A 21,692-nucleotide genomic window follows, 5' to 3' on the forward strand; every position below is an offset into this window, starting at 1 on the left:
TTCCCCTCACGATTGTGTGCAGACTCCGCTATTAGACAATCTTGAACTTCTCAGCGAGCGGGGCGAGGGCTTCGATGTCTTCTTCATTCATGCCGTCGTCGGTGATGATTTCATGAAATGCGTCTAGATCGTCCACTTTGAAGAGGGAGAAGGCGTTATATTTGCCACTGTCGGCCACTAATATGCTTTTTTCTGAGCAGTTGATCATGTCGACTTTGAGCGCTTTTTTTGCTTCGGTCGGTGTGGATACGCCGTGTTTCATGCTCCAAAAATTACAACTTATAAACGCCAAGTCAGTGTAGATGGAGTTGAGTAACTGTCTTGCGTGTTCGCCGACACAGCTCTGGCTAGAGCTGTCAATCTCGCCGCCAAGCGTGGTGACTTGGATTTGTTTAAATTGACTTAAAAACAAAGCGATTCTGAGATCGGGCGTGATCACTCTTAATGGAATGTGCGAGATGTTTTTAGCAATCTCCATCGTGGTGGTGCCCGCATCAAGGATGATGGTTTTGCCTGCGGTCACGCACTCTGCAGCCGCTTTTGCGATTCTTTGTTTCTCTTCGGTATATAGGGTGTTCTTTTCTTGTACCGTGAGTTGCTTGGCGACGAAGTTATTGAGTGTTACCCCTCCGTGGGTTCTTCTTACAGCGCCTTGCTGTTCAAGGTCTATTAAATCTCTTCGAATGGTGGCAGGCGAAACATCGATTTTGTTAACCAGCTCATCGACCGTCGCTAAGCTAGTATCTTTGAGGTAATCAACAATTTCTTTGTACCGGTGCTGTTTTTTCAAAGCTAAGACCTTTATTTAAAACGAAAAGACTATTTTACCCAAAAAAGGGTGAGTTCAGGAAATATTGTAATGATAAGCAAGCAACAGAGCAAAGTGCCCAAAGGTACGAGCGTCGACAATATGACCTTTTCAACTGCTATATCGGCAACTTGGCTTGCTGCAAAGAGCGTGACACCAAGCGGTGGCGTGAACATTCCGATGGCCAAGTTTACGACCATAACGATACCAAAGTGCACGGGATCGATACCAAACATAATGGCGATTGGTGTGAGGATCGGCGCGAGCAATAAAATTGAAGCGGATGTTTCGACAAACATGCCAACTAAAAGAAGCAATAAGTTAACCGCCATTAGAAACTGCAATTTGGTGGTGAACGTGTCACTGGCGTAGGCGGATAAGGTTTGTGGTAAGTCAGAGCGACTGACTAAAAAGCTCAGCAAAGAGGCAGCGGCAATGATCAACATAACCGAAGTAGTCGAGATCACAGAGCCTTTAAGGATTTTGGGTATGTCCTTGAAGGTGATTTCTTTATAAACGAATACGCCTAAGAAAAGACCATAAATAACGGCGATGGCAGAAGCCTCGGTCGGTGTGAAGATACCGCCGTAGATTCCACCGAGTATCAATGTGGGCATGAGCAGCGCGAGTATCGCGTCTTTTGATGAGGTCAGGAGGTTTTGTCGATCAACCGAATCGTGTTTGCCCTGACCGGTTACTAGGCACCAAATAACGACCATGGCGATAAGTGCTGCGCCCATCAATAACCCTGGACCAATGGCTGCAAGAAACAGTTTACCTATTGATGTGTTGGTACTGATCCCGTACATGATTAACGGAACAGAAGGGGGGATGATGATCCCAAGGTTTGCTGACGAGGCTTGTATCGCCGTTGCCATGGGTTTGGGGTAACCGTGGCGAATCATAGCGGGTAACAGAATGGCACCGACCGCGTAGGTTGTTGCGACACTGGAGCCGGACACCGCAGCGAAGATCATACTGGTAATGACACATGCCATCGCCAAGCCGCCCTGTATGTTACCCACCAGAGATTTTGCAAAAGTGACGAGGCGCTTTGACACACCGCCTTGTCCCATTATGTTTCCCGCAAGAATGAACAGCGGTACGGCCATTAATGGGAAGCTGTCTAACCCTGAGAACATGCGTTGTGGAATGATGATCAAGGGAAGGTTGCTAAAAAAGTACAGGCCGATGGCGCAAGCAAGTACGATCGCTACCGCGATCGGAACAGACAAGGCAATAAATGAAAACAGGAGAGTAACAATAGCGGTTGGCATGGTTATACCTCTGCGGTAGGGGTGGCGGTAACGGAAGGTGTTTCTGGTTCACTTTGTTCTACATTAACCAGATGCCATTCTAATACCGAAGGTAGCGCTAAAATGGCTCCGATTGGGATGCTGACATACATCCAAAAGGCAGAAATATTGAGCATCGCGACATTTTGACTTTTAACCCTTATTGCGATCTCCCAGCCATACCAAATCAATATTAAAAGAAAGCCAACCACCAGTGCGGTAACAATTCGAAGCGCCCAAGTGTTCAGCCGTCCCGGTAGAATATCAGCAAAAAAATTAATGGTGATCATGCTGCCGCGACTAAAGACACAACCCATTGAGATGAACACCATCCATACCATCATCATTCTTGCGGTAATTTCAGACCAAGTAGAAGGGGAGTCAAACACGAAGCGAGTAACGACTTGAAAGAACACGAGTAAAGCAATTAAAGCAATCAGCAAAGCAGAGGTGTTGACTGCGACGCTTGTTACAAGGCGACTGAATTTAATAATAAATTTTGTCACGTTAGTATCCTCTTAAAAAAAGGCTAACGGCAGATGCAGTTAGCCTCGTTTTGATTAATTCATTGCTTCAATGTCAGCCAGCTGTTGGGTGAACCCCATGTCGCTTGCCAGTTTCTTTCTGATCGGTGCGGTTGCTTCGATAAAGGGCTCGATATCAACAGTGTGAATGGTCATGCCTTGCTTTGTCAGCTCGGTCATCGCTTCTGCTTCAAGTTTCGCGCGTGATTCACGCATGGCTTTAGCTGCGACGTTTGCCGATTCTTGCACCCACTGTTGTTCTTGTTGAGACAGTCCATCCCAATAAGATTGAGACATTGCGATGACGGCAGGGCTGTAAAAATGCTGCGTCATGGACGCTTGTTTTTGTACTTCATACAGCTTTGATGTCACCGCTAAGTTAATCGGGTTTTCTTGACCGTCGATCGTACCTTGTTGTAACGCAGTAAACACTTCAGTCCACGACATTGGCACGGGTGCTGAACCAAGGCTTTTAAATGTCGCAAGGTGAACTTTGTTTTCCATGGTACGTATTTTATTGCCGTCCATGTCTGACGGTTTTAAGATGGCTGGGCCATTGTACGTTAGCTGACGGAAACCGTTTTCACCCCAAGCTAACCCTTTAATCCCATGGTTGGATAAGCCCTTAAGCATATTTTGACCAATACTGCTGTCTAATACTTTATGGGCGTGATCATAGCTTTTGAAAATGTACGGGAAATCGAACAAATACACGTCTTTGTCAAAGTTTCCTAGTGGCCCGGTCGATGAAATCGTCATGGCAGTGATGCCAAGTTGCAGGCTTTCTATGACTTCTCGTTCGCCGCCCAATGCACCCGCTGGCTTCAAATCAACCTTAAATTCGTGATTACTTCGTTTATCAAGCTCAGATTGAAAGGCTTTTGCTGCCGCGCCGTATTGAGAATCCATCGTTTGTGTAAAGGCAATGTTTAAACTCTTAGCTTCAACCGCCAATGGCGATAGGACAACAGCGCTTAAAGCAATGCATTTAAAGACGTTAGATTTAATCGTTTTCATGGATTTATCCTCTTTGTTATTTTTGTTTGGGCTTAAATTTATAAAACGTATTACGTGATTAACTGAATGCTGTGGGCCAATTCGTCCTTGTTAAACACCTTCTTCCAGTCAGGGTAAAGCAGCTTGCCAAGGCCATTATCGATGGCTTTATTGCAGGCATCTGAAAACTGTCCTTCGATTTCGTCGAAGATGACTGCCGACAAGATATTCATGTGACCGAGCAAGAAATCACGGGCACAATCATAAGGCACGCCTTCTGCAACGACTTCATCCATTGCTTGGCGCATCGCGGTGAGTAAGGTCGCGCATACGGTTTCAGACAGGCCAGGTTCTAGCATGGCCATTTGATGCAGCGTTACTCGGTATGAGTTTTTGATTGGCGCATAAATGGTTCTGGCAATGTCTTCGCCAAGATCCCATGCGCTGTTTGGGCCTTGTAACAAGGTTGATACCACACTTTGTTTGGCGTGCAGTCCGCCAAAGTGATCGTTTAAGGCATCGTTGTTCAGCTCTTTGTTGAAGATCACGGGGTGGCACGGATGAGTGACGAAATAGGTTAGATCTTCGCGCTTTGGTAGATGCCCAGCAAATGGCGCGGCAGCATCGAGCACAACAACCATGGTGCCTGCTTTTAAATGCTCGCATACTTGTGTGCCGATTTTTCCAATTAAGGTATCGGGAACCGCGAGAATCACCACATCCGAGTTTTCCAATGCAGCGGTTTGATCATCAGGTGATATTGCCTCTACGCCCAGCTGTTCTTTTAGGTTCTGGCGACCTACTTCGCTGATTTCCACGTGGTTAACTTGGTAATCTGATGACAGTAAGTTTTTAGAAAGGCGCATGCCCATTTTTCCGCCTGCGCCAATTAAAGATATTGTTGTCATAACGTCTCCTTTATTTATTTTTTTGGCTAAAGTCTTTATTTATTCTTTTGGCTAAAGAACGTGATCGCTTGCGCTAATTCTGGATGCGTTAACGCATATTGTTCTAAAGATTGATCTTTTAAGCTGGCATCCCATGCTTGTCGAATGGCTTTCACTCCACCAACAGCACCCATCGGATGACCGTGTATACCGCCACCGCCTAAATACATAAGGTCAGTTGATTGGCCTGTGCAACGATAGGTTTCAGGCACTTGCCCGCCCCATTGTCCTGAACAAAATACAGGCAAGGTTGGTGTTAATTCTCCAAGAGGGGAAACAGTGGAGCGAAAGGCTTCTATGACGGAATCGTTGTCTTGCCAGTATTTTCCATCAATGCCATTGATTTGCAGATGATCTATGCCAAGTAATCGCCATACTTTCTGCCAGACATGAAAAGATATGCCCCAGTCGCTTCGCTCGTTAAACGCTAAGCCATTGGTATGAGCATGCAAAATAACTTCGCTGTATTTGTTAAGCGTATCCAGTCCGCATATACCAATTTGATTAACATTGATTACGGCGGCGTCTCCGCCTTGTTTCACCAGATATTCGTGATTACGCTCAATTTCGCCAAGGTCTGAGTGGCAGATGTTAAAGGCGTAGATGACCTTTTTTCCGAGCTTTTGTTGCCACTTATCGATTATGGGGAGAATACTGTCAATGCGATTTTTGACATGGGAATACGGCGGGCTTTGTAGCTTTTCATCGTCTTTGATGAAATCGATATTGGCGCTCACCAATTGTTCGACCAGATCGGCACTGTCCGAAGGAGTAATCCCGATGTTTGGTTTTAGAATGCCACCAATAATAGGGCCAGAAGTTAAGCCGAGTTTGTTGAGTGTTCCGGCAATACCGAACTTAGGGCCTTTAAAATGCTCAATAAAACTGGGGCTAAAGCTGATGTCTTCAATGGTGAGCGTTTTAATGATCTTGATCGACGAGACTCCGCCACAGGCAATCGTAAAAATAGCCGATAAATCATACCCACAAAGGTCTTCAGGAAACGCGATACGAATAAGCCCGGAATACTCTTGGTGAATGATGTCGAAGCCTTCATCAATTGATCGTATTTCAGCCGTAAAGCAATGAGTGCCAGAATCCGACAGCTCTGGGATTTTGGTAAAGGTGCCTGTTGTTTGGTCGTTGCAAATTTTCTCGGCAACGAGTAACAGTGGACGATGACTGGTGACGCGATAGGTAACGACAAACTTATCCATGTTGCTGTTTCCCCGTTAATAACCCGCAAAAGAACCCTTTATCGCCCATTTGTCCACCTTTTAAGGCGACTTCAATGCCGTCTATATCTGGGTTGCTCGAATGCCCTTTGCACAGAGGAACGCCCGGACAGTAGGGTGCAATAAAGGTCATTGCATCGAGCCCTAAGCTTTGAATGCAATAGCCTGAAGTATCGCCACCGGCGACGGCTAATCGCTTCACTCTGCCTGTTTGGAATACCTTCAATGCTAATTCGCCCAAGAACTCGCCGAGTAAGCGATCAAACTGTTCAGGCTTAGCGCTGGTGGGCTGCTGATCGTTGAGAGAGCCGTCTAAAGAAGCGCTTTGTTGAGATTCTTCAAGCGATGAATACACAATCGGTGATTGATTATTTGCAATCAGATTTAAGCAATGTAACGTCACTTCTTCTAAGTAAGTTTGCCGTTGAATTGGGCAGCATGCTTGCTCAAGATCTAATGGAATGGCATAAAAACCAAATTCAACCGCCTCTCTTATTTGCGTAGAGGTTGTGGAAGAACAGCTACCAGACAGCGCCAAAATGGTGTTTGCTTTTTCTACCTGCTTCGTTTGGCTGATGGGCTGATGGTAATACAACGCATCTTCAAACCCTGAAGACGACACCGTGAAGTGAAGGCCTTCTTGACTGAAGGTGTTGATCAACTCGCCCACATACGCATGGGAATCCTCATCATAGGAATCAAAAACGACGACTTTTTTCTCGTCTATGTGGCGTTGCAGAGTGGGTTTGGCCAAATCGGTATGGTATTGCGTTAATGGCATGGAAACGCAATCAAGTTTGTCCAAGGTGTTTATATGTTTGATCAGATTTGCTTCGGTCATGGGCGTAGCAGGATGACAACCCATAACAGGGTGTTCATCAATTCGGTAACTGGTGCCTTTAAAGTCTGCGAATAAGTTGCCAAAGCAGACGTAACGTTTGATTTTAGGCGTACCGACGATCACCGAAGTCCAGCTAGGCGAGAGTATTTCAATACCGATTTTTGCGGCTTTAGACAGGTTGCCTTTTTGTGGGCTGGAATCAAAAGTCGAACAAACCTTGTAATGAACATACTTAGGCTGTACGGATCTTAAAAACTGAAAAATCTCAGGCAATTCAGCAGACATCCATTCAGGGCTTTTACTTCGGCTTATTCCTGCAAGGCCAATGCAATCGTAGTCATCAAAGTGGCTTAATTCGTCAGAAGTTGGAATGCGTAGCCATAACACTGTTTTTTTGCCGCGCAAGCTGAGGCTCTCAAGCACATCGGTAGACCCGGTGAAATCATCGCCATAAAACGCTAGCTCTTTCATTTTGGTCACAACTCTCATCCTTATTCTTATTTTTTGTGCAGTACTTTGTGTTCTTTATTGCTTCAAAGAGACATTCGATATGAATCAAAATAATCAAAAGATTACAAATAATCAAATATATTTTTAAAAATATTGAAAAAATGATCGAAATGATTTTATATAATCAAATGTTCGGTGATTTCTTCATTTAGTTGATCTGTTTTTGATTTGGATCTCTGGTGAACGTTTTTTATCCATGATAAAGGGAGCGGAAAGCCGCTCTAAAGGAATAACAAACATGCACACGCCTAAAACCTTCTGGATTGGCACCAGCTGGAAAATGAATAAGACTTCCGCTGAAGCGTTGGATTTTTCGACAGCGCTGCTTGATAGTCCGAGTGACGATCGCATTCAGCGTTTTGTCATTCCTCCGTTTCCTTATATCCATTTAGTAAAAAGCCAGCTTAGCCAGAGTTCGGTGAAAGTCGGCGCTCAAAATATGCATTGGGAATCCAGCGGTGCGTGGACGGGCGAAGTCTCGCCACTCATGCTTAAAGACGCACAATTGGATCTGGTTGAGCTGGGGCATTCTGAACGAAGAGAGTTCTTTGGTGAAACGGATGAATTCGTCGGTCGCAAAGTAGCCTCCGCCATAGAGCACGGCTTAATCCCCCTCATCTGTATCGGAGAACCATTAGACGTAAAAGAGAGTGGTCGCGCCAGTGAATATTTAGCGAAGCAGATTGAAGGGGCGTTTCAGTTCTTATCCGAACAAGCGCGTAATGCACCTATGTTAATCGCTTACGAACCTATCTGGGCGATTGGAGAACAGGGTACGTCGGCGTCGCCAAGCTATGCGAATGCCAGACATCAAGAAATAAAGGCTCACGCTCACCACCTTTTAAAGCGCGAAGTGGCTTGTCTCTACGGTGGTTCTGTAAATGCTCAAAACTGCAAAGAGCTCGCAGCCTGCGAACACATAGACGGCCTTTTTATTGGCCGTGCGGCGTGGGAGGTAGACGGTTTTAAACACATCATTAATGCCTGTACACAAGTTATTCATTCCAACAAAAACAATTAAGGAGAAGCGCATGAAAATTGCAATCGCTGGAGACAGTGCCGGGGCAGATCTCGCAAGCCTATTAGTAAGTTATTTGCAAGATAAGTACTCTGTAAAAAATGAATCCGTATCGTCTACTGGTGCAGAAGAATACTATGCTGACCTAGCAGATCGAGTGGCCAATTTGGTTTTGAAAGGAGAATACGACAGAGCCATCCTTGTGTGTGGCACAGGCATTGGTGTATCGATTTCAGCAAGTAAAGTGCCGGGTATTCGTGCTGCGCTGACTCATGATACATATTCTGCACAACGCGCGGCGCTTTCAAATAATGCACAAATTATTACCATGGGTGCTCGTGTTATTGGTCAAGAGTTGGCTAAATCCATCGCGGATGCATTTTTACAGGAAGCCTTTGATGAAAATGGACGTTCTGCCAATAATGTAAAAGCGATCAATGCGGTAGACAGCAAGTATCACGCGCTTTCTTAGGCGTCTCTCATTGAAGGGACTCTTTAGCGTGTTGTTTAAAAGACACCGTAATCGGCTTCGACCTTTCTAAAAGAGCTTTAACTCTTTAGAGAGGTCTTGCCATCTTTTAGATCGTTGGTTGGCCTTTGTCGATTTATTCGCCACTGCATCAACCAGTACGTTTGAAGCCAGAACCAAGCCCCAAGTGGATTCTAAAAACAAGCCAGACTTTGATTTCGCATAAATGGAACACGCGTTGTATTGCCTTGCCCAATGACAGAATTCATCGGTGATGATGACCAACTGAATACCCAACTCCTGAGCAAGCTGACAGAGCTTTTGACTCTCTCCCGCGTAGGGAACAACGTCGAAGATAACGAGAGTATCGTACTTTGAGCCTCCTAATGTTGGATAGTCGATCCATTCCGCCAGCATACCGTCGTGCGGTGAAAGGTACTGTACGTTGTTTCTCGCCAGTAATAAGCGCCGAGCAAAATCCTCGGCGGCACCACGAATACTCTGAAAGCCGGTGACATAGACTTTATTCGCTGCGCTTACTCGTCGAACCAGTGTATCCCATTCTTCTGTTTCAAACTGTTCGTACAATCGTACCATGGCTTGAAGTTCACTCTTGAGCTGCCCCGAATTTTTATTTCGGCTTTCTTTTAGGTTTGCCTCTGACGCATCGAGGTGAACGGGAATGAACTCTTTTTGCAGTGTGCTCTTAAGTGATGCGATTCCTTTAAAACCGGCCCGCTTTAAAAACCGACTGACGGTTATCTGGCTAACGGAGGCTTTTTCTGCGATCGATGCGCCGGTTTCATAGGCAATGGAATCTAAGTTCAAGAGAATGTATTGCGCTACCCGCGCTTCAGAATTGCTAAGAGTGGGGATGAGTGCTTGTATGGTTTGCGCTGTTTTGGTCGCTATGTACTCAGGCTTTGACGAAAAAGTATTTTCCATATCTCCTCACTTTAGCTTCTGCATTTATTCGGTGCATTAAGTTATAACCTAATTCACTCTTTGGTGCATAAAATTCGATACAAAGATGCAATACCAAATAAATCGTTGTTTTTTATGAAAATATTAATGTTAGAAAACTAACATAAATTGATATTGTAAGAATTACAACATTCCTTAGAATAAAAATTAGTCAATGTTGATGTCATCTTAACCAACGAAGGATTATTTTATGAATAAGCTATGTTCCAAGTTAGTGAGTAGAAAAATCAAAAAATCAATCGCGATGGCGGGTTTAGCTGCGACGTCTGTTGCATTCAGCTCAATGTCCTACGCAGACGAAACGCTGAATCTATATAACTGGGGAGAATACATAAACCCAGAAGTTCTAACGAAGTTCACAGAAGAAACTGGGATAAAAGTGACGTTAGACACTTACTCTTCAAATGAAGAAATGCTGGCAAAACTGCAAGCGGGCGCAAAAGGATACGACATTGTTTTTCCGTCTGTTCACATGCAAGACATTATGGCTAAGTTGAGCCTTCTTGAGAAAACAGATATTAGCCAGTCTCCTAAATTCAAAAACATTGACGCCTCTTTTTTAACGGCAGAATCTGACCCTAAAGGCGAGTACTGCTTGCCTTATGCATGGGGTAACGTTGGGATTTTGTACAACAAGAACAAGGTGAGCGAGTTGTCGTCTTGGGAAGATTTTTTTGCACTTCCTGATCAAGGCCAAAACATTGCGATGCTGGATGACATGCGTGAAGTTATAGGCGTAGGCTTAATGATGGATGGTAAGAGTGTAAACAGCGTCGAAAAAGATGAGTTGAAATCCGCTCAAGAGTTTTTGATCTCTAAGAAAGACAAGGTGTCTGCTTTTACATACGACAGTATTCCAATGGTGCAATCTGGTGACATCGCAGCAGCTCAATGGTATGTAGGTGCGATGCTATACGTCTTTGATAACCCTGAAACACTGGCTTATGTTATTCCTGAAGAGGGTGCAACTATGTATCAGGAAAACATGTGTGTGCTTAAAGGCGCACCTAATAAAGCCAATGCGAAACGCTTTATGGAGTTTTTCATGACGCCTGAGATTGCCGCACTTAATACTAAGCAGCAAACCAACGGGTCGATGAACACCGAAGCGATCAAGTTATTGCCTTCATATTTGCGTGACAATCCAAACATCAACCCACCAAAAGAAATGAAGGCTAAGCTGCAAATGTTTAAAGAGCTGGGTCGAGGCATTAAGTTGTATGATCGAGTGTGGACCAAAATTCGCACATCATAATCGTACTGTCGCCTTATATTTCCACCGCCCCTTTGGTGTTTGCTAAAGGGGTTTGAATTATTCAATGAGACATCCAACGAGACGTAAATGACAAACCGGCAGCCACTTCTCCAAATAAAAAAGGCATTCCGTCAATTTGTTACGCCGGAAGGCGGAATAATAAACGCGCTAGACGGCATAGACCTAACCATTGATGAATCTGAGTTCATTACGCTTCTCGGCCCATCTGGGTGCGGAAAAACCACGTTGCTCAATATTATCGCGGGCTTTGAGACTCTCGATGCCGGAGACATTGCGCTGGTTGATGAATCCTTATTAAAGTCGCCAGCACATAAACGTCCTGTTAATACGGTGTTTCAATCTTATGCTTTATTCCCGCATTTAAGTGTGGGAGACAATGTTGGGTATGGGCTAGACATTGCGAAAGTCGAAAAAAACGAACGTAATAAACGCGTTGCTGCTGCGCTGACGTTAGTAGGCTTGTCTGGCATTGAAGCACGCTCCCCTGAGCAATTGTCAGGTGGCCAAAAACAACGTGTCGCACTGGCGAGAGCGATCATTAATAGACCTAAAATTTTGTTGCTCGATGAGCCTCTTTCAGCGTTGGATAAAAATCTTCGCTTGAAGATGCAATACGAGCTAAAAATGCTGCAACGCGAATTAGGCATTTGCTTTATCTTCGTTACTCATGATCAAGAAGAAGCATTGACGATGTCAGATCGTGTGGTGGTGTTAAACGGTGGCAAGATTGAGCAGGTAGATGCGCCTGCGAAGCTCTACAATACGCCAAAAAGTCGTTTTGTCGCCGAATTTGTCGGCGAAAGTAATTTGTTCGAAGTGACCATAACGAAAATGGACGATACGAGTGTTACTTTCTCAAGCCTTGAGTTAGGGGCTGAAATCGCCATGGATCAGAGTATGTTTAATGGCGAAGTCGGAGATGCCGTCGACGTTTTGTTGCGCCCTGAGCACTTGTTCCCTAAACCCACAAATCCAGATGACGTATTTTTGGACGTTCGAGTTACAAAAAACACCTTTGTAGGAACGGATTTCCAAGTGGTGGGTGAGCTGGATAATGGCAAGACGGTAAAAGCACTAGTACGTGATCAAGATTTTGACGCACAAATTGGAGAGCGTTTAAGGCTTTTCTTTTCTCGTTCGCGCCTTCATATCATCCCGAACAAAAAGAATCCCTAGAGAGGCTGGTTATGAAACAGACAAAGTCTTATCTCACTCTTGCGTTTCTTTTAGCTCCGACCACATTGTTTCTCGGCATTTTCTTTGTCGGGCCTTTATTGATAATGGCAATCTACAGTTTGCTTGAGCCCGGTCTTTATGGCGGGGTGGAGTGGTCATTTTATCATTGGAATTACGGCCGAATCTTTGGCTGGGCAAACGGTTTTTATGAAGAGTTTGATTTTGTTTATTTAGAGATCTTCGGTCGCTCAATCGGGTTGGCGTTAATGACGGTCTTGGGAACGTTGATCATCTGCTACCCTGCGGCGTTTTGGGTCAGTACGCTTTCACCCAAGCGTAAAGCGTTGTGTATGTTTCTGATTACATTGCCGTTCTTTGCAAGTATGGTCGTAAGGTTGTATGCGTGGGTTCTTATTCTGAGAGATTCTGGCTTTTTAAATCAGTTCCTAATGAGTACCGGATTGCTGTCTGAGCCTTTGCACATTATGTTTTCAAGTTCTGCGGTCATCATCGGTATGGTTTATATCTTCATTCCGTTTATGTTTCTCCCCATTTACACCAATGTTGAAAAAATAGACAAAGGCTTAATCAAAGCATCGCAGGATTTAGGCGCAACTCATCTACAGACTTTTTTAACGGTCATTCTACCGATTACGCTTCCCGGTGTTATTGCTGGCTCGATCTTGGTGTTCATCCCCAGTCTAGGAAACTTTGTTGTGCCTGATTTATTGGGCGGTGCCAAAGTGCTGATGATAGGAAACATGATCGAGCAGCAGTTCTTATACGCGCGAAATTGGCCATTTGGAGCGGCATTATCCATGATGATTATTCTCTTTATGTTGATCGTTCTGGCTTGGTATTTACGCAAAGCTAAAAACAGTGCCATTGCTCTATAGGAGACATTTATGAACAAGAAATCCATATTGAGTCGCCTGTTATCTATCTATGGCGTTCTATTTTTTATCTTTTTATACGCGCCAGTTGCACTGATTGTTCTTTATTCATTTAATGCAAACCCGATCAATATCATGATTTGGGATGGGTTTACTTTAGATTGGTATCGCAGCATCTTTGGCTTTTCGACGTCTTTGAACGACAGTGCCAGCTATGTTGATTCAACTGATCAGTTGTTAAACGCAGTTGTGAACAGCTTAATTGTTGCGCTCAGTGCGACGGCCATTTCCACGGTTCTAGGAACATCGACTGCGCTCGCGGTTGCTCGGTATCGGTTTAAGTTTCAAGGCTTTTATCGCATGTTGATGTTTGTTCCTATGGTGATGCCTGACATCGTACTGGGTATCGCGCTCTTAGTGTTTTTTATTGGCGCGGGATTTTCGCTTGGCAACACTACCATTGTTATTGGCCACTGTACGTTTTTGACGAGTTATGTGTTTATTGTTGTCAGTGCGCGATTAAGTGGGATGTCATCCAATATTGAATACGCCTCTTCAGATCTGGGAGCCAATGCAATAACCACGTTTAGAAAGGTGACATTGCCGCTAATTTTGCCGGGTGTCGTCGGCGGCGCCTTACTCAGCTTTATCATCTCGATGGACGATCTTGTTATTACTTACTTTATCAGTGGTGTCGATTCAACGACGCTACCTGTGTTTATTCTCAGTATGATTCGCCGAGGCATTAAACCCGAAATTAACGCCATCGCTACCATGATGTTGTTGTTCTCGGTGGTCGTCGCCAGTGCTGGAATCTACTTCCGTTCAAAGAAAGTTAATTGAATTCAGTTTTCTTGAGGATGTATCTATGAAAACGAAATTAAGAGCTCGTGAAATGGGTTTGCCTTTTTCAGGGAAAACAGGCGCGAATAACAATATTACCGATGTAGCAGGGGTCCAAGTCGGATACAAAACACTGATTGATCACGAAAACTCATCGCAAAAACAAACGGGCGTTACGGCCATTTTACCTCGCGGAAGAAGCAACACGCCGCAGCCTGTTTGGGCAGGAATGTATGCATTAAATGGTAATGGAGAAATGACCGGAACTCATTGGATTCAAGATGGGGGGTACTTTACAGGCCCGATCATGATCACAAATTCTCATGCTGTCGGCATTACCCATCACGCTGCCGTGAAATGGACAATCAATCAGTATAAAGAAGCGTGGACAGAGCATCATTTATGGGCGATGCCGGTGGTCGCAGAAACCTTTGATGGGATCTTAAACGACATCAATGCGATGCACGTAACTGAACAAGATGCACAAGATGCCCTTGATGATGCGCAAAGTGGTCCGATTCAAGAGGGCAACGTTGGCGGTGGAACGGGGATGATCGCCTATGATTACAAAGGTGGCACTGGAAGTTCATCAAGACTCATTAAGGTTGATGATCGTGAATACACCGTCGGGGCTTTGGTTCAGGCCAATCACGGGGTTAGAAAATGGTTTAACGTGCTCGGTGCTCCGTTTGGGCTGCATGACAACGAAAACCTTATTCACCCTTTGCATGAACAAGGCTCTATCATTGTTGTTATTGCAACGGATGCGCCCATGCTCCCTCATCAATTAAAACGCATGGCGAAACGTGCCGCGATAGGCATTGGGCGTAATGGCTCACCCGGCGGCAATAATTCCGGTGATATATTTTTAGCGTTCAGTACGGCAAATTCTAAAAACATGCCGCAATTGAGTGAATCACACCAAACGATGGACTACCTTAACGATGAGGAATTTGACGATTTCTACCTTGCTGTGGTGGAATCCATTGAAGAAGCGGTCATCAACGCCATGTTTGCCGCCGACGATGTGCCTGTCTTTAAAATGGCCGAAAGTGAAGTGTGCAGAGCCATCGACACACAAAAACTCTGCGAATTTGTGTCCGCTTCCCGTGTGATGAGTTAGTTTTTTACCGAGATTTTCTTCTTTGAGTCGCCATAGGAATGGGGTAAGAAAACACTACCATTCCTTTTGGCTTGCCGATAGAATAACTGCCAATTCACAAAGCAGGATGCTTTGAACGCTGACTTATTTCGCTCAGTTAAAGCACATTAGAATAAGGACATCACATTGGCAGACCATTCTCGCACCCAGATTTTTCTGCATCTGGATTCTGGCATTTTCCCAATTCAAACGTTAAACGGCACCGAAGCGGTCAATGAATGTTTGGATCTCACCGTTACCACTTCCAGTAGACTGACGTCTGGCTTTGCCAGTGATGAATCTCGATCGTTAATTGGCTCCTTTGCGTCTCTGCAACTTCGTTCTGGCGATACCGAGCGCTGGTGGCATTGTGATATTGCTGAAATTCATGAATCGTGGGATCACGGGCGTCATTCATGGACGCTAACGCTTACCAATAAATTGCAACGTGGGACACTGCAAACGCGCACTCAGCTTTGGATGCATGTGTCTCGTAAAGAGTTGGTCTATCGTCTGCTGGAAGAAATCGGTTATTACCGATATGAGATCACGTGGCAAGTGGATGAAGTGATTGCCCCCGAAGGCCCATTTTTGCAAGTACAAGAAAGCAATTATGACTTTCTTAAGCGTTTATTGGCGGAGATCGGGGCGAACTTTTGGTTTAACCACGACCCTGATCCTCTGCATGAACAGCTGATTATTTCCAATACTCCGTATCAATCAAAATACCTGCCCAATATCGAATGGGTACAAAGTGTATCGGGTTTATCGCCGTCGCATCGACGTAACCGAATTGTGAGTATCTTACCGGAATTCAACGTCGTTCCTGCTAGATACGGCGCGGCCACTAATGATGCGTTGCTGCACACAGGCAAGGCGGATGCCTTACAGCACAGTTTAACCCCGCGAGAAAAGGTTAACCACGAGCAATTTACACCACCGAGACCCGACGTTGAAGCCGCGCAACGGGCGTTGTATGCTCAGCAATACGCGAATCAAAAAGCCCTAATACTCGAAATTGTTAGTCATCAGCCTCGGTTAACCGCAGGCCACTCTCTAACGATTGAAAGCCGTCGATACCTTGGCTATAAGCTTGCAACAGGTGACATCCGACTACAACGTGTACAGCACAAAGCCAGTAGTCTAAGTGATGGATCAGGGTTAGAATATTCTAACTTCGCCGTTGCGATCCCCAGAGAAACGCCCATTCGCCCTAAACAGATTGAACTGCAAAACTTACCTCAGTTCTTCGCGGCACGCATCGAAAGTCCATACGAACACGCTCATCTGACTAAACAAGGTTATTATCGATTTAGACCCGATTTTGAAGCGCCCTCAGAGCGCTCTCCCTATGGTCATACTCAGGCTAGCCCAGTAACAGAGCGTATTTTACCTTACAGTGGGCCTCGCACGGATAAAGGTAAAGCGGTGGGCTGGCACTTTCCCATGCTTAACCAAAGTACCTTGTTTGTTACCTGTTTAAACAACGACCCTTATCGCATGGCCATCGTTGGTTTCGTGCCGAGCTGGGAGCAAGAAGGCCCTGTTACTGCGAATAATCGAACACAGCACCGTATCGTCACTTCATCGCAGAATGAACTGCTTATGGACGACAGCCCGAAAAGTCACCGCTTTGCGCTCTTTACTTTTGACGGTCAAACCATGCTTAACATGTTTGATAACGACAAAGAGCACTACATTCAACTGACGAGCATTTACGGTGGTATTAACCTAAATGCCAGCCTCAACGTGCAAATGACGGCGCAAGAATCCATCGCTTTCGAATCTGGGCAAAGCGTCGGTATTAAAGCCAAACAACAGGCCAGCATCCGCACCGAAAACGACGCCATCAGCATGCAATCGGCCAAAAACCTAACCCTAGAATCTAAAAACAACCTCACGCTGACCAGTACCGAAGGCGATGTCTCTGTCTGGGCGAAAACAAAACCCATTACTCAACACGCTGGAAACGGCTTCACTCAAACCGTCTCAGCAGGCAATGCCAATTCCCTAGTACAAGGTGGCACCGCGACGGTTCAAGTTAACGGCGGCGAGATACAACTTGAAAGCCAAGGCGACATCGTTATCACCGATGGTACAGGCGGTATAAAAATTGACTCGCAAGGCAACATCAAACTGTGGGGATCGAACATCTACTTCGATTCCAACAGCGTTACCGTAGAAGGCGACATTGAATACGACTCCGGTGGCAACGAACCTGAAAGCGCGCCAGAACTGCAAGCCCCGGAACTTACAGAAACTGCTTTGTTAGAGTTTGATCCAGTTGAAGCGCTTGAGGGTGAGCCTGGGCGCTATAGTCGGTCGAAACCAAGACCTTCTAACCATGATTCCATTTTCAAAGAGTCTGTAAGTGAAAAAATACAAGATGTTGATGATCTGTATATTACCTTTCCCGGCGATGAAATGCCGTTGTGGCAATTCTGCCAACAAGTTTACGGTACAAACAATAGTCGTACCGCAACACACTTATTAGATAGCAATCCTCAGCTCGCAATGATCGGTAACCGCATTCTTCCGGGACTACCGGTCATTATTGCTCCAATCAACTCTTGCCACCGTGATCTAGAGCCTCTGAAGCAAAAAGCGATTGATCTAACGCTTGAGTACTTAAAACTGAACCAAGAACAACGCGAATGGTTCGCAGAGCATCATGAAACGACAATTGACACGTTACTCATCACAGCGACGTCTGGTTTGGATCAGCATGAAGGAAAAGCCGATAGTGATGACCTAATCCCCTTTAGCTTAGATTCTATGATTCTGGCTAGTACCGGCTCCGTGATAGCGGGAGCAAACGTGCAAGGTGGCAAGCTCAATAAACGAATGAAAGACTTTGCAGAATATTCGAAAGATGTTGCAGAAAAAACCAAAGGGCTTAGCAAACAAGCGCTCAGGTCCAATGAAGACTATAAACAATGGCGCAAAGAGCGGACGCGCTTTCAAAAGGAGATGAAAAAATTACTAAATAGCCCGGGTAATCCTAGTTTTATTAAAAAACTGCAACCCGAAGGCGTCAATAACTACCTCAATATCGGCAAAAAGCAACTTTATCGAGCGAAAGACTTCTCAAGCGCCATTTCAGGCATAGATATGACACAGCTATACAAGAAAACCATGATCTTTAGTAAGGGACTTGGCGTAGGCGGATGGGTCGTTACTGGATTGGGGCTATATGGGAATGCCAAAGATACCTACCAAAGTTGCAAAATGGGGGATGCAATAAGTGAAGTTTGTGAAAAATCAGTGGTACGCAATGGTGCATCAATGGGGGTGAACATTGTGACAGGTGCGGCGATTGGGTGGGCGATCGGCGCAGGAATAGCTCTTGCGCCGATAACAGGGGGGGTGTCAATCATTGTAGTAGCGGCAGGCGCATTTCTGTGGGGACTCTACGGTGGAGATTTATCTAATAAAGCTGGTATATATGCTGAGGAGCTAATATATGATTAAGTTTATTACTATTCTCTCGTTTTTCCTTATAGTTTTATGTGGCTTTACTTGGCTACTACTAAATATTTATCTAACGATAAAGCTACGAAAAAAGAAAAAGCGCTATATTCAAGAGATAGTAAACAGCGCCCCTGATAAATATAAAAGAGGGGCAGAAGCGTTTATTGGATCTAACCCATCATGGGTGTTTGCAAGTTCCGCAGGGCACCTTTGGTGTTCGTATCTTGTTTTACGGTTTATATGGAAGATTCCTAGATCTGAAATTAATCAGTGGCATGAAGAAATAAAAAAAATATTTTCGAGTGATTATTTTCTGTATCAAGTATTGAATTTTCTTATAAATATAGGTTTTTTATGCTTAGCGTGGATTTTTATTTTTATGGGGATGAAAGAATTGGAACTCTATTAGAGTTCAAAAGTCATCCAGTAAACGACATTTTACTGAGAGAATGATAAGTCATTCGGGCTTTATGGTTGCCGTTAACGAGAGCTTTAATAAATAAACGCATAATGGTTGAAGTGATTTTTAAGATAAGTTCGGTAATATTTTTGTTTTCAAGTATCCCTCTCCTAAGTCTAATGGCATACCTGTCTATTAAGCTAAGAAAGAAGAAACGAAAGATAAAAAATGGAATTTATTCTTCTGCACCGATACGCTTTGCAAGCCGCTCAAAGCTTATGATAGAAACAAATATGTCTTGGGTTTCTGCAAGTACATTCCCTTTTACATTTTTAGGTTACTTAATGCTGAGATATATTTGGAGAATCCCTAGACACGAAATCATGTATTGGAGATACTCCATAAGATCTCTACTTGATAAAGATTTTTATTCATACTTAATTTTTTCTCAGCTTATAAACGTATGCCTTTTTACCCTTCCAATAATACTAGTTTTTACTGCGCTGGAGTCATAACCAAACCTGAAATAGATAGGATTAGTAGTTCATACAGGGCTATTTGATATTTTTTAAAAAGCATAGCGCATGTGGATTTGAGTTCTTAGATTGTTTTGTGCATTCAGTTTTATTTGAAGCTTGTGAAAGATCAGTGGTACGCAATGGTGCATCAATGGGAGCGAATGTGTTAGCAGGGGCTGCGATTGGCTGGACTATTGGTGTTGCTCTTGCACCAGCAACGGGAGGCTTATCAATCATTGTAGTAGCGGCAGGCGCATTTTTGTGGGGATTATACGGTGGGGAGCTATCTAATGAAGCAGGCATACATTTCGAGGAGCTAATATATGATTAAGTTTATTACTATTCTCGCTTTTTCCCTTTTGATTTTGTGTTGTTTTATTTGGCTAATTTTAAATTTCTACCTGACGATAAAATTGAGAAAAAAAAAGAAACACTATGTTCGAGATATAGTTAGTAGCGCTCCCGAAAAGTATAGAAAAACTGCCAAAATGCTTATTGATACAAATATGTCATGGCTCTTTGCAAGCTCTGCTGGCCATATTTGGTATTCTTATGTGGCTTTGAGGTTTATTTGGAAAATTCCTAGATCTGAAATTAATCGGTGGCATCTAGAAATAAAAGGAATATTTTCAAGTGATTATAGGTTATATCAAATACTAAATTTCCTGATAAATATATGGTTCTCATGCTTAATGTGGATTTTTATTTTTATGGGGATGAAGGAATTGGAACTCTATTAGAGTTCAAAAGTCATCCAGTAAACGACATTTTACTGAGAGAATGATAAGTCATTCGGGCTTTATGGTTGCCGTTAACGAGAGCTTCAACAGCAGCCTCGAATACTATTAAGGCGGCAATGAGCCAGAACTATACTTATGTTTCATCAGCTAGTTTCTATTCGGCGTATTTTTATGTTTGGCAGTATGTCCGGTGTTTCACTTTGGGACCTGTGGCTGATATATCCATAAAAATCGGTGCTCCTGAATTCAGGCCTCGCTCCCTTCAAATCCACGGGAGCGAGGGGATTACCGAGGCATGCTATTCAGGGCTTACCCCTCACTCATTCCGAAGTGTTTTTTCCATTTCTCACTTTTTACTTTTTCAGATTTCTTAAGCCAGTCGATGGCTTGGGTTAAGTTGATCGTTTGATCTCTCGTGGAAGTGGTTATGTGCTCACTTGTTGCGATATCTGTTAAACGCTGAGTATACCAAGCGGTGATGCCACCTGGAGGAGGTTGACGAAAGCTTGGAAATTCAGGATCTTTGATTGGGGTGTCGGTGTTTTTCCAATCATTCGCTAATTGTGGGTTTAATGCGAGCGCACGTGCTAGACCGACTGCATCGGTACTTTCATTAGCCAGAGCGTCGATGGCCTGTTGTCTGTTTTTGAATCCGCCGGTTACTACGATAGGAATGCTTGTTAGGTACTTGGCTTGCTTTGCAAATTCGACAAAGTAAGGGCCGCTAGATACCTTGTCGGAGCTGGATTCAGCACCCGGAAAGTATGAACCACCGCTTATTTCGATTAAATCCAGTGATGTTTTGTCGAGTAGCCGTATGGCACAGAGAGAGTCTTGTTGTGTTAGGCCTCCTTCCAGCTGATCGGAAGAATTTATTTTTATGCCAATTGGGAAGTTAGGGCCGACGCTAGCGCGTACTTTTTCAATGATCTGTATGATGATCCAAAGTCGATTTTCAATTGATCCGCCGTATTCATCTTGGCGGCGATTGAAGAGGGGAGATAAAAATTGGCTGAGAAGAAAACCGTGTCCCGCATGGATTTGTACTCCAGTGAAGCCGGTCTTTTGTGCCATTAATGCTGCGTTTGCATACTGTTTGGGGAGATTTTGTATTTCTTCTTTGCTCAATGCGTCGCATTCTAACTCTGGTAGCTTAAGAGCCGATGGGCCTTTGGTTGAAGGAGTTATAGAAGCCGCAGACAAGCAACCTGCATGACCAAGTTGAGGCCAAATGTGCATTTGATTGGTTGAGGCTTTTTTTGTCAGCCGTTGAAGGGACTCGATATCTGTTTGTGCATTTAATACGAGATTAGCTGGGGATTCGGGAGCATCAGGTAGGATTTGAGCTTCTCCTATCAGAGCCAGACCTACGCCACCGAGCGCCCATCGCTCATAAAGTCTCGCTTGGGCTTCTGTCGCATTGCCTTCACCGTCGCCTAAACAATCTGACATCGCAGATTTGACGATGCGGTTTTTTAAGACCGTGCCACATGGCAAGCACAGAGGCTGGTAAAGCAAGCGGATCGATTTACTCTGTGGCGTCGTAGTCATATCGAGTCCTTCCTGTTTCAGATTGATGCACTCATGCTATCAGACTTACCCGTAAA

Annotated in this window: 19 protein-coding genes; 10 read left to right on the plus strand and 9 right to left on the minus strand. The window is 44.4% G+C overall.

Annotated elements, in window-relative coordinates; all coding sequences use genetic code 11:
• Positions 1-31: 31 nt before the first annotated feature.
• Genes MARME_RS08065 through MARME_RS08095 form a run of 7 tightly spaced genes read right to left on the minus strand, consistent with a single transcriptional unit; the run spans position 32 to position 7,117 of the window.
• Complete coding sequence (locus MARME_RS08065; protein WP_013660759.1) at positions 32-790, minus strand: DeoR/GlpR family DNA-binding transcription regulator; 759 nt, start codon at positions 788-790, stop codon at positions 32-34.
• Between the two features lie 29 nt (positions 791-819).
• Positions 820-2,085: a TRAP transporter large permease gene (locus tag MARME_RS08070; RefSeq protein WP_013660760.1), complete on the minus strand. Its 1,266-nt coding sequence runs from the start codon at positions 2,083-2,085 to the stop codon at positions 820-822.
• A gap of 2 nt (positions 2,086-2,087) precedes the next feature.
• Positions 2,088-2,609 (minus strand): TRAP transporter small permease, encoded by a 522-nt coding sequence (locus MARME_RS08075; protein ID WP_013660761.1) that lies wholly within the window; start codon positions 2,607-2,609, stop codon positions 2,088-2,090.
• Between the two features lie 54 nt (positions 2,610-2,663).
• Positions 2,664-3,644, minus strand: coding sequence for a DctP family TRAP transporter solute-binding subunit (locus MARME_RS08080; RefSeq protein ID WP_013660762.1), 981 nt, complete (start codon positions 3,642-3,644; stop codon positions 2,664-2,666).
• Between the two features lie 50 nt (positions 3,645-3,694).
• The gene (locus tag MARME_RS08085; RefSeq protein ID WP_013660763.1) at positions 3,695-4,531 is read right to left on the minus strand and encodes a phosphogluconate dehydrogenase C-terminal domain-containing protein; all 837 of its coding nucleotides are present in this window, start codon (positions 4,529-4,531) and stop codon (positions 3,695-3,697) included.
• A 35-nt stretch (positions 4,532-4,566) separates the two neighbouring features.
• Positions 4,567-5,787 carry a RuBisCO large subunit C-terminal-like domain-containing protein gene (locus MARME_RS08090; RefSeq protein ID WP_013660764.1) on the minus strand — a complete coding sequence of 407 codons (1,221 nt, stop codon included), beginning with the start codon at positions 5,785-5,787 and terminating at the stop codon, positions 4,567-4,569.
• Positions 5,780-7,117: a four-carbon acid sugar kinase family protein gene (locus MARME_RS08095; RefSeq protein ID WP_148231094.1), complete on the minus strand. Its 1,338-nt coding sequence runs from the start codon at positions 7,115-7,117 to the stop codon at positions 5,780-5,782. Before MARME_RS08095 ends, MARME_RS08090 begins: the two co-directional genes overlap by 8 nt.
• Positions 7,118-7,394: 277 nt before the next feature.
• Here MARME_RS08095 and MARME_RS08100 point away from each other — a divergent pair, with 277 nt between their 5' ends.
• Together MARME_RS08100 and MARME_RS08105 are read left to right on the plus strand one after the other, a co-directional pair.
• Positions 7,395-8,177: a triose-phosphate isomerase gene (locus tag MARME_RS08100; protein ID WP_013660766.1), complete on the plus strand. Its 783-nt coding sequence runs from the start codon at positions 7,395-7,397 to the stop codon at positions 8,175-8,177.
• A gap of 10 nt (positions 8,178-8,187) precedes the next feature.
• Positions 8,188-8,646, plus strand: coding sequence for an RpiB/LacA/LacB family sugar-phosphate isomerase (locus MARME_RS08105; RefSeq protein ID WP_013660767.1), 459 nt, complete (start codon positions 8,188-8,190; stop codon positions 8,644-8,646).
• A gap of 66 nt (positions 8,647-8,712) precedes the next feature.
• Here MARME_RS08105 and MARME_RS08110 read toward each other — a convergent pair whose 3' ends face one another.
• On the minus strand, positions 8,713-9,588 hold the full coding sequence (locus MARME_RS08110; RefSeq protein WP_013660768.1) for a MurR/RpiR family transcriptional regulator: 876 nt from the start codon (positions 9,586-9,588) through the stop codon (positions 8,713-8,715).
• Positions 9,589-9,817: 229 nt separating this feature from the next.
• Here MARME_RS08110 and MARME_RS08115 point away from each other — a divergent pair, with 229 nt between their 5' ends.
• The 8 genes from MARME_RS08115 (at position 9,818) to MARME_RS08150 (ending at position 19,676) form a co-directional block, all read left to right on the plus strand.
• Entirely contained in the window at positions 9,818-10,882 is a 1,065-nt protein-coding gene (locus MARME_RS08115; protein ID WP_013660769.1) for a polyamine ABC transporter substrate-binding protein, read from the plus strand.
• A gap of 87 nt (positions 10,883-10,969) precedes the next feature.
• Positions 10,970-12,079, plus strand: coding sequence for an ABC transporter ATP-binding protein (locus MARME_RS08120; protein WP_013660770.1), 1,110 nt, complete (start codon positions 10,970-10,972; stop codon positions 12,077-12,079).
• An 11-nt stretch (positions 12,080-12,090) separates the two neighbouring features.
• Positions 12,091-12,975: an ABC transporter permease gene (locus MARME_RS08125; protein WP_013660771.1), complete on the plus strand. Its 885-nt coding sequence runs from the start codon at positions 12,091-12,093 to the stop codon at positions 12,973-12,975.
• 9 nt (positions 12,976-12,984) lie between these two features.
• Positions 12,985-13,815, plus strand: a complete 831-nt coding sequence (locus MARME_RS08130) for an ABC transporter permease (protein ID WP_013660772.1) — start codon at positions 12,985-12,987, stop codon at positions 13,813-13,815.
• A 25-nt stretch (positions 13,816-13,840) separates the two neighbouring features.
• Positions 13,841-14,938 carry a DmpA family aminopeptidase gene (locus MARME_RS08135; protein WP_013660773.1) on the plus strand — a complete coding sequence of 366 codons (1,098 nt, stop codon included), beginning with the start codon at positions 13,841-13,843 and terminating at the stop codon, positions 14,936-14,938.
• 165 nt (positions 14,939-15,103) lie between these two features.
• Positions 15,104-18,427 (plus strand): contractile injection system protein, VgrG/Pvc8 family, encoded by a 3,324-nt coding sequence (locus MARME_RS21400; protein WP_013660774.1) that lies wholly within the window; start codon positions 15,104-15,106, stop codon positions 18,425-18,427.
• Positions 18,420-18,836: a hypothetical protein gene (locus tag MARME_RS08145; RefSeq protein WP_013660775.1), complete on the plus strand. Its 417-nt coding sequence runs from the start codon at positions 18,420-18,422 to the stop codon at positions 18,834-18,836. Before MARME_RS21400 ends, MARME_RS08145 begins: the two co-directional genes overlap by 8 nt.
• A 603-nt stretch (positions 18,837-19,439) precedes the next feature.
• Positions 19,440-19,676, plus strand: a complete 237-nt coding sequence (locus MARME_RS08150) for a hypothetical protein (RefSeq protein ID WP_148231011.1) — start codon at positions 19,440-19,442, stop codon at positions 19,674-19,676.
• 718 nt (positions 19,677-20,394) lie between these two features.
• Here the strand turns inward: MARME_RS08150 and MARME_RS08160 are convergent.
• The gene (locus tag MARME_RS08160) at positions 20,395-21,636 is read right to left on the minus strand and encodes an NADH:flavin oxidoreductase/NADH oxidase family protein (protein ID WP_013660778.1); all 1,242 of its coding nucleotides are present in this window, start codon (positions 21,634-21,636) and stop codon (positions 20,395-20,397) included.
• Positions 21,637-21,692 lie beyond the last annotated feature (56 nt).

Source organism: Marinomonas mediterranea MMB-1 (assembly GCF_000192865.1).
Taxonomy (GTDB): domain Bacteria; phylum Pseudomonadota; class Gammaproteobacteria; order Pseudomonadales; family Marinomonadaceae; genus Marinomonas; species Marinomonas mediterranea.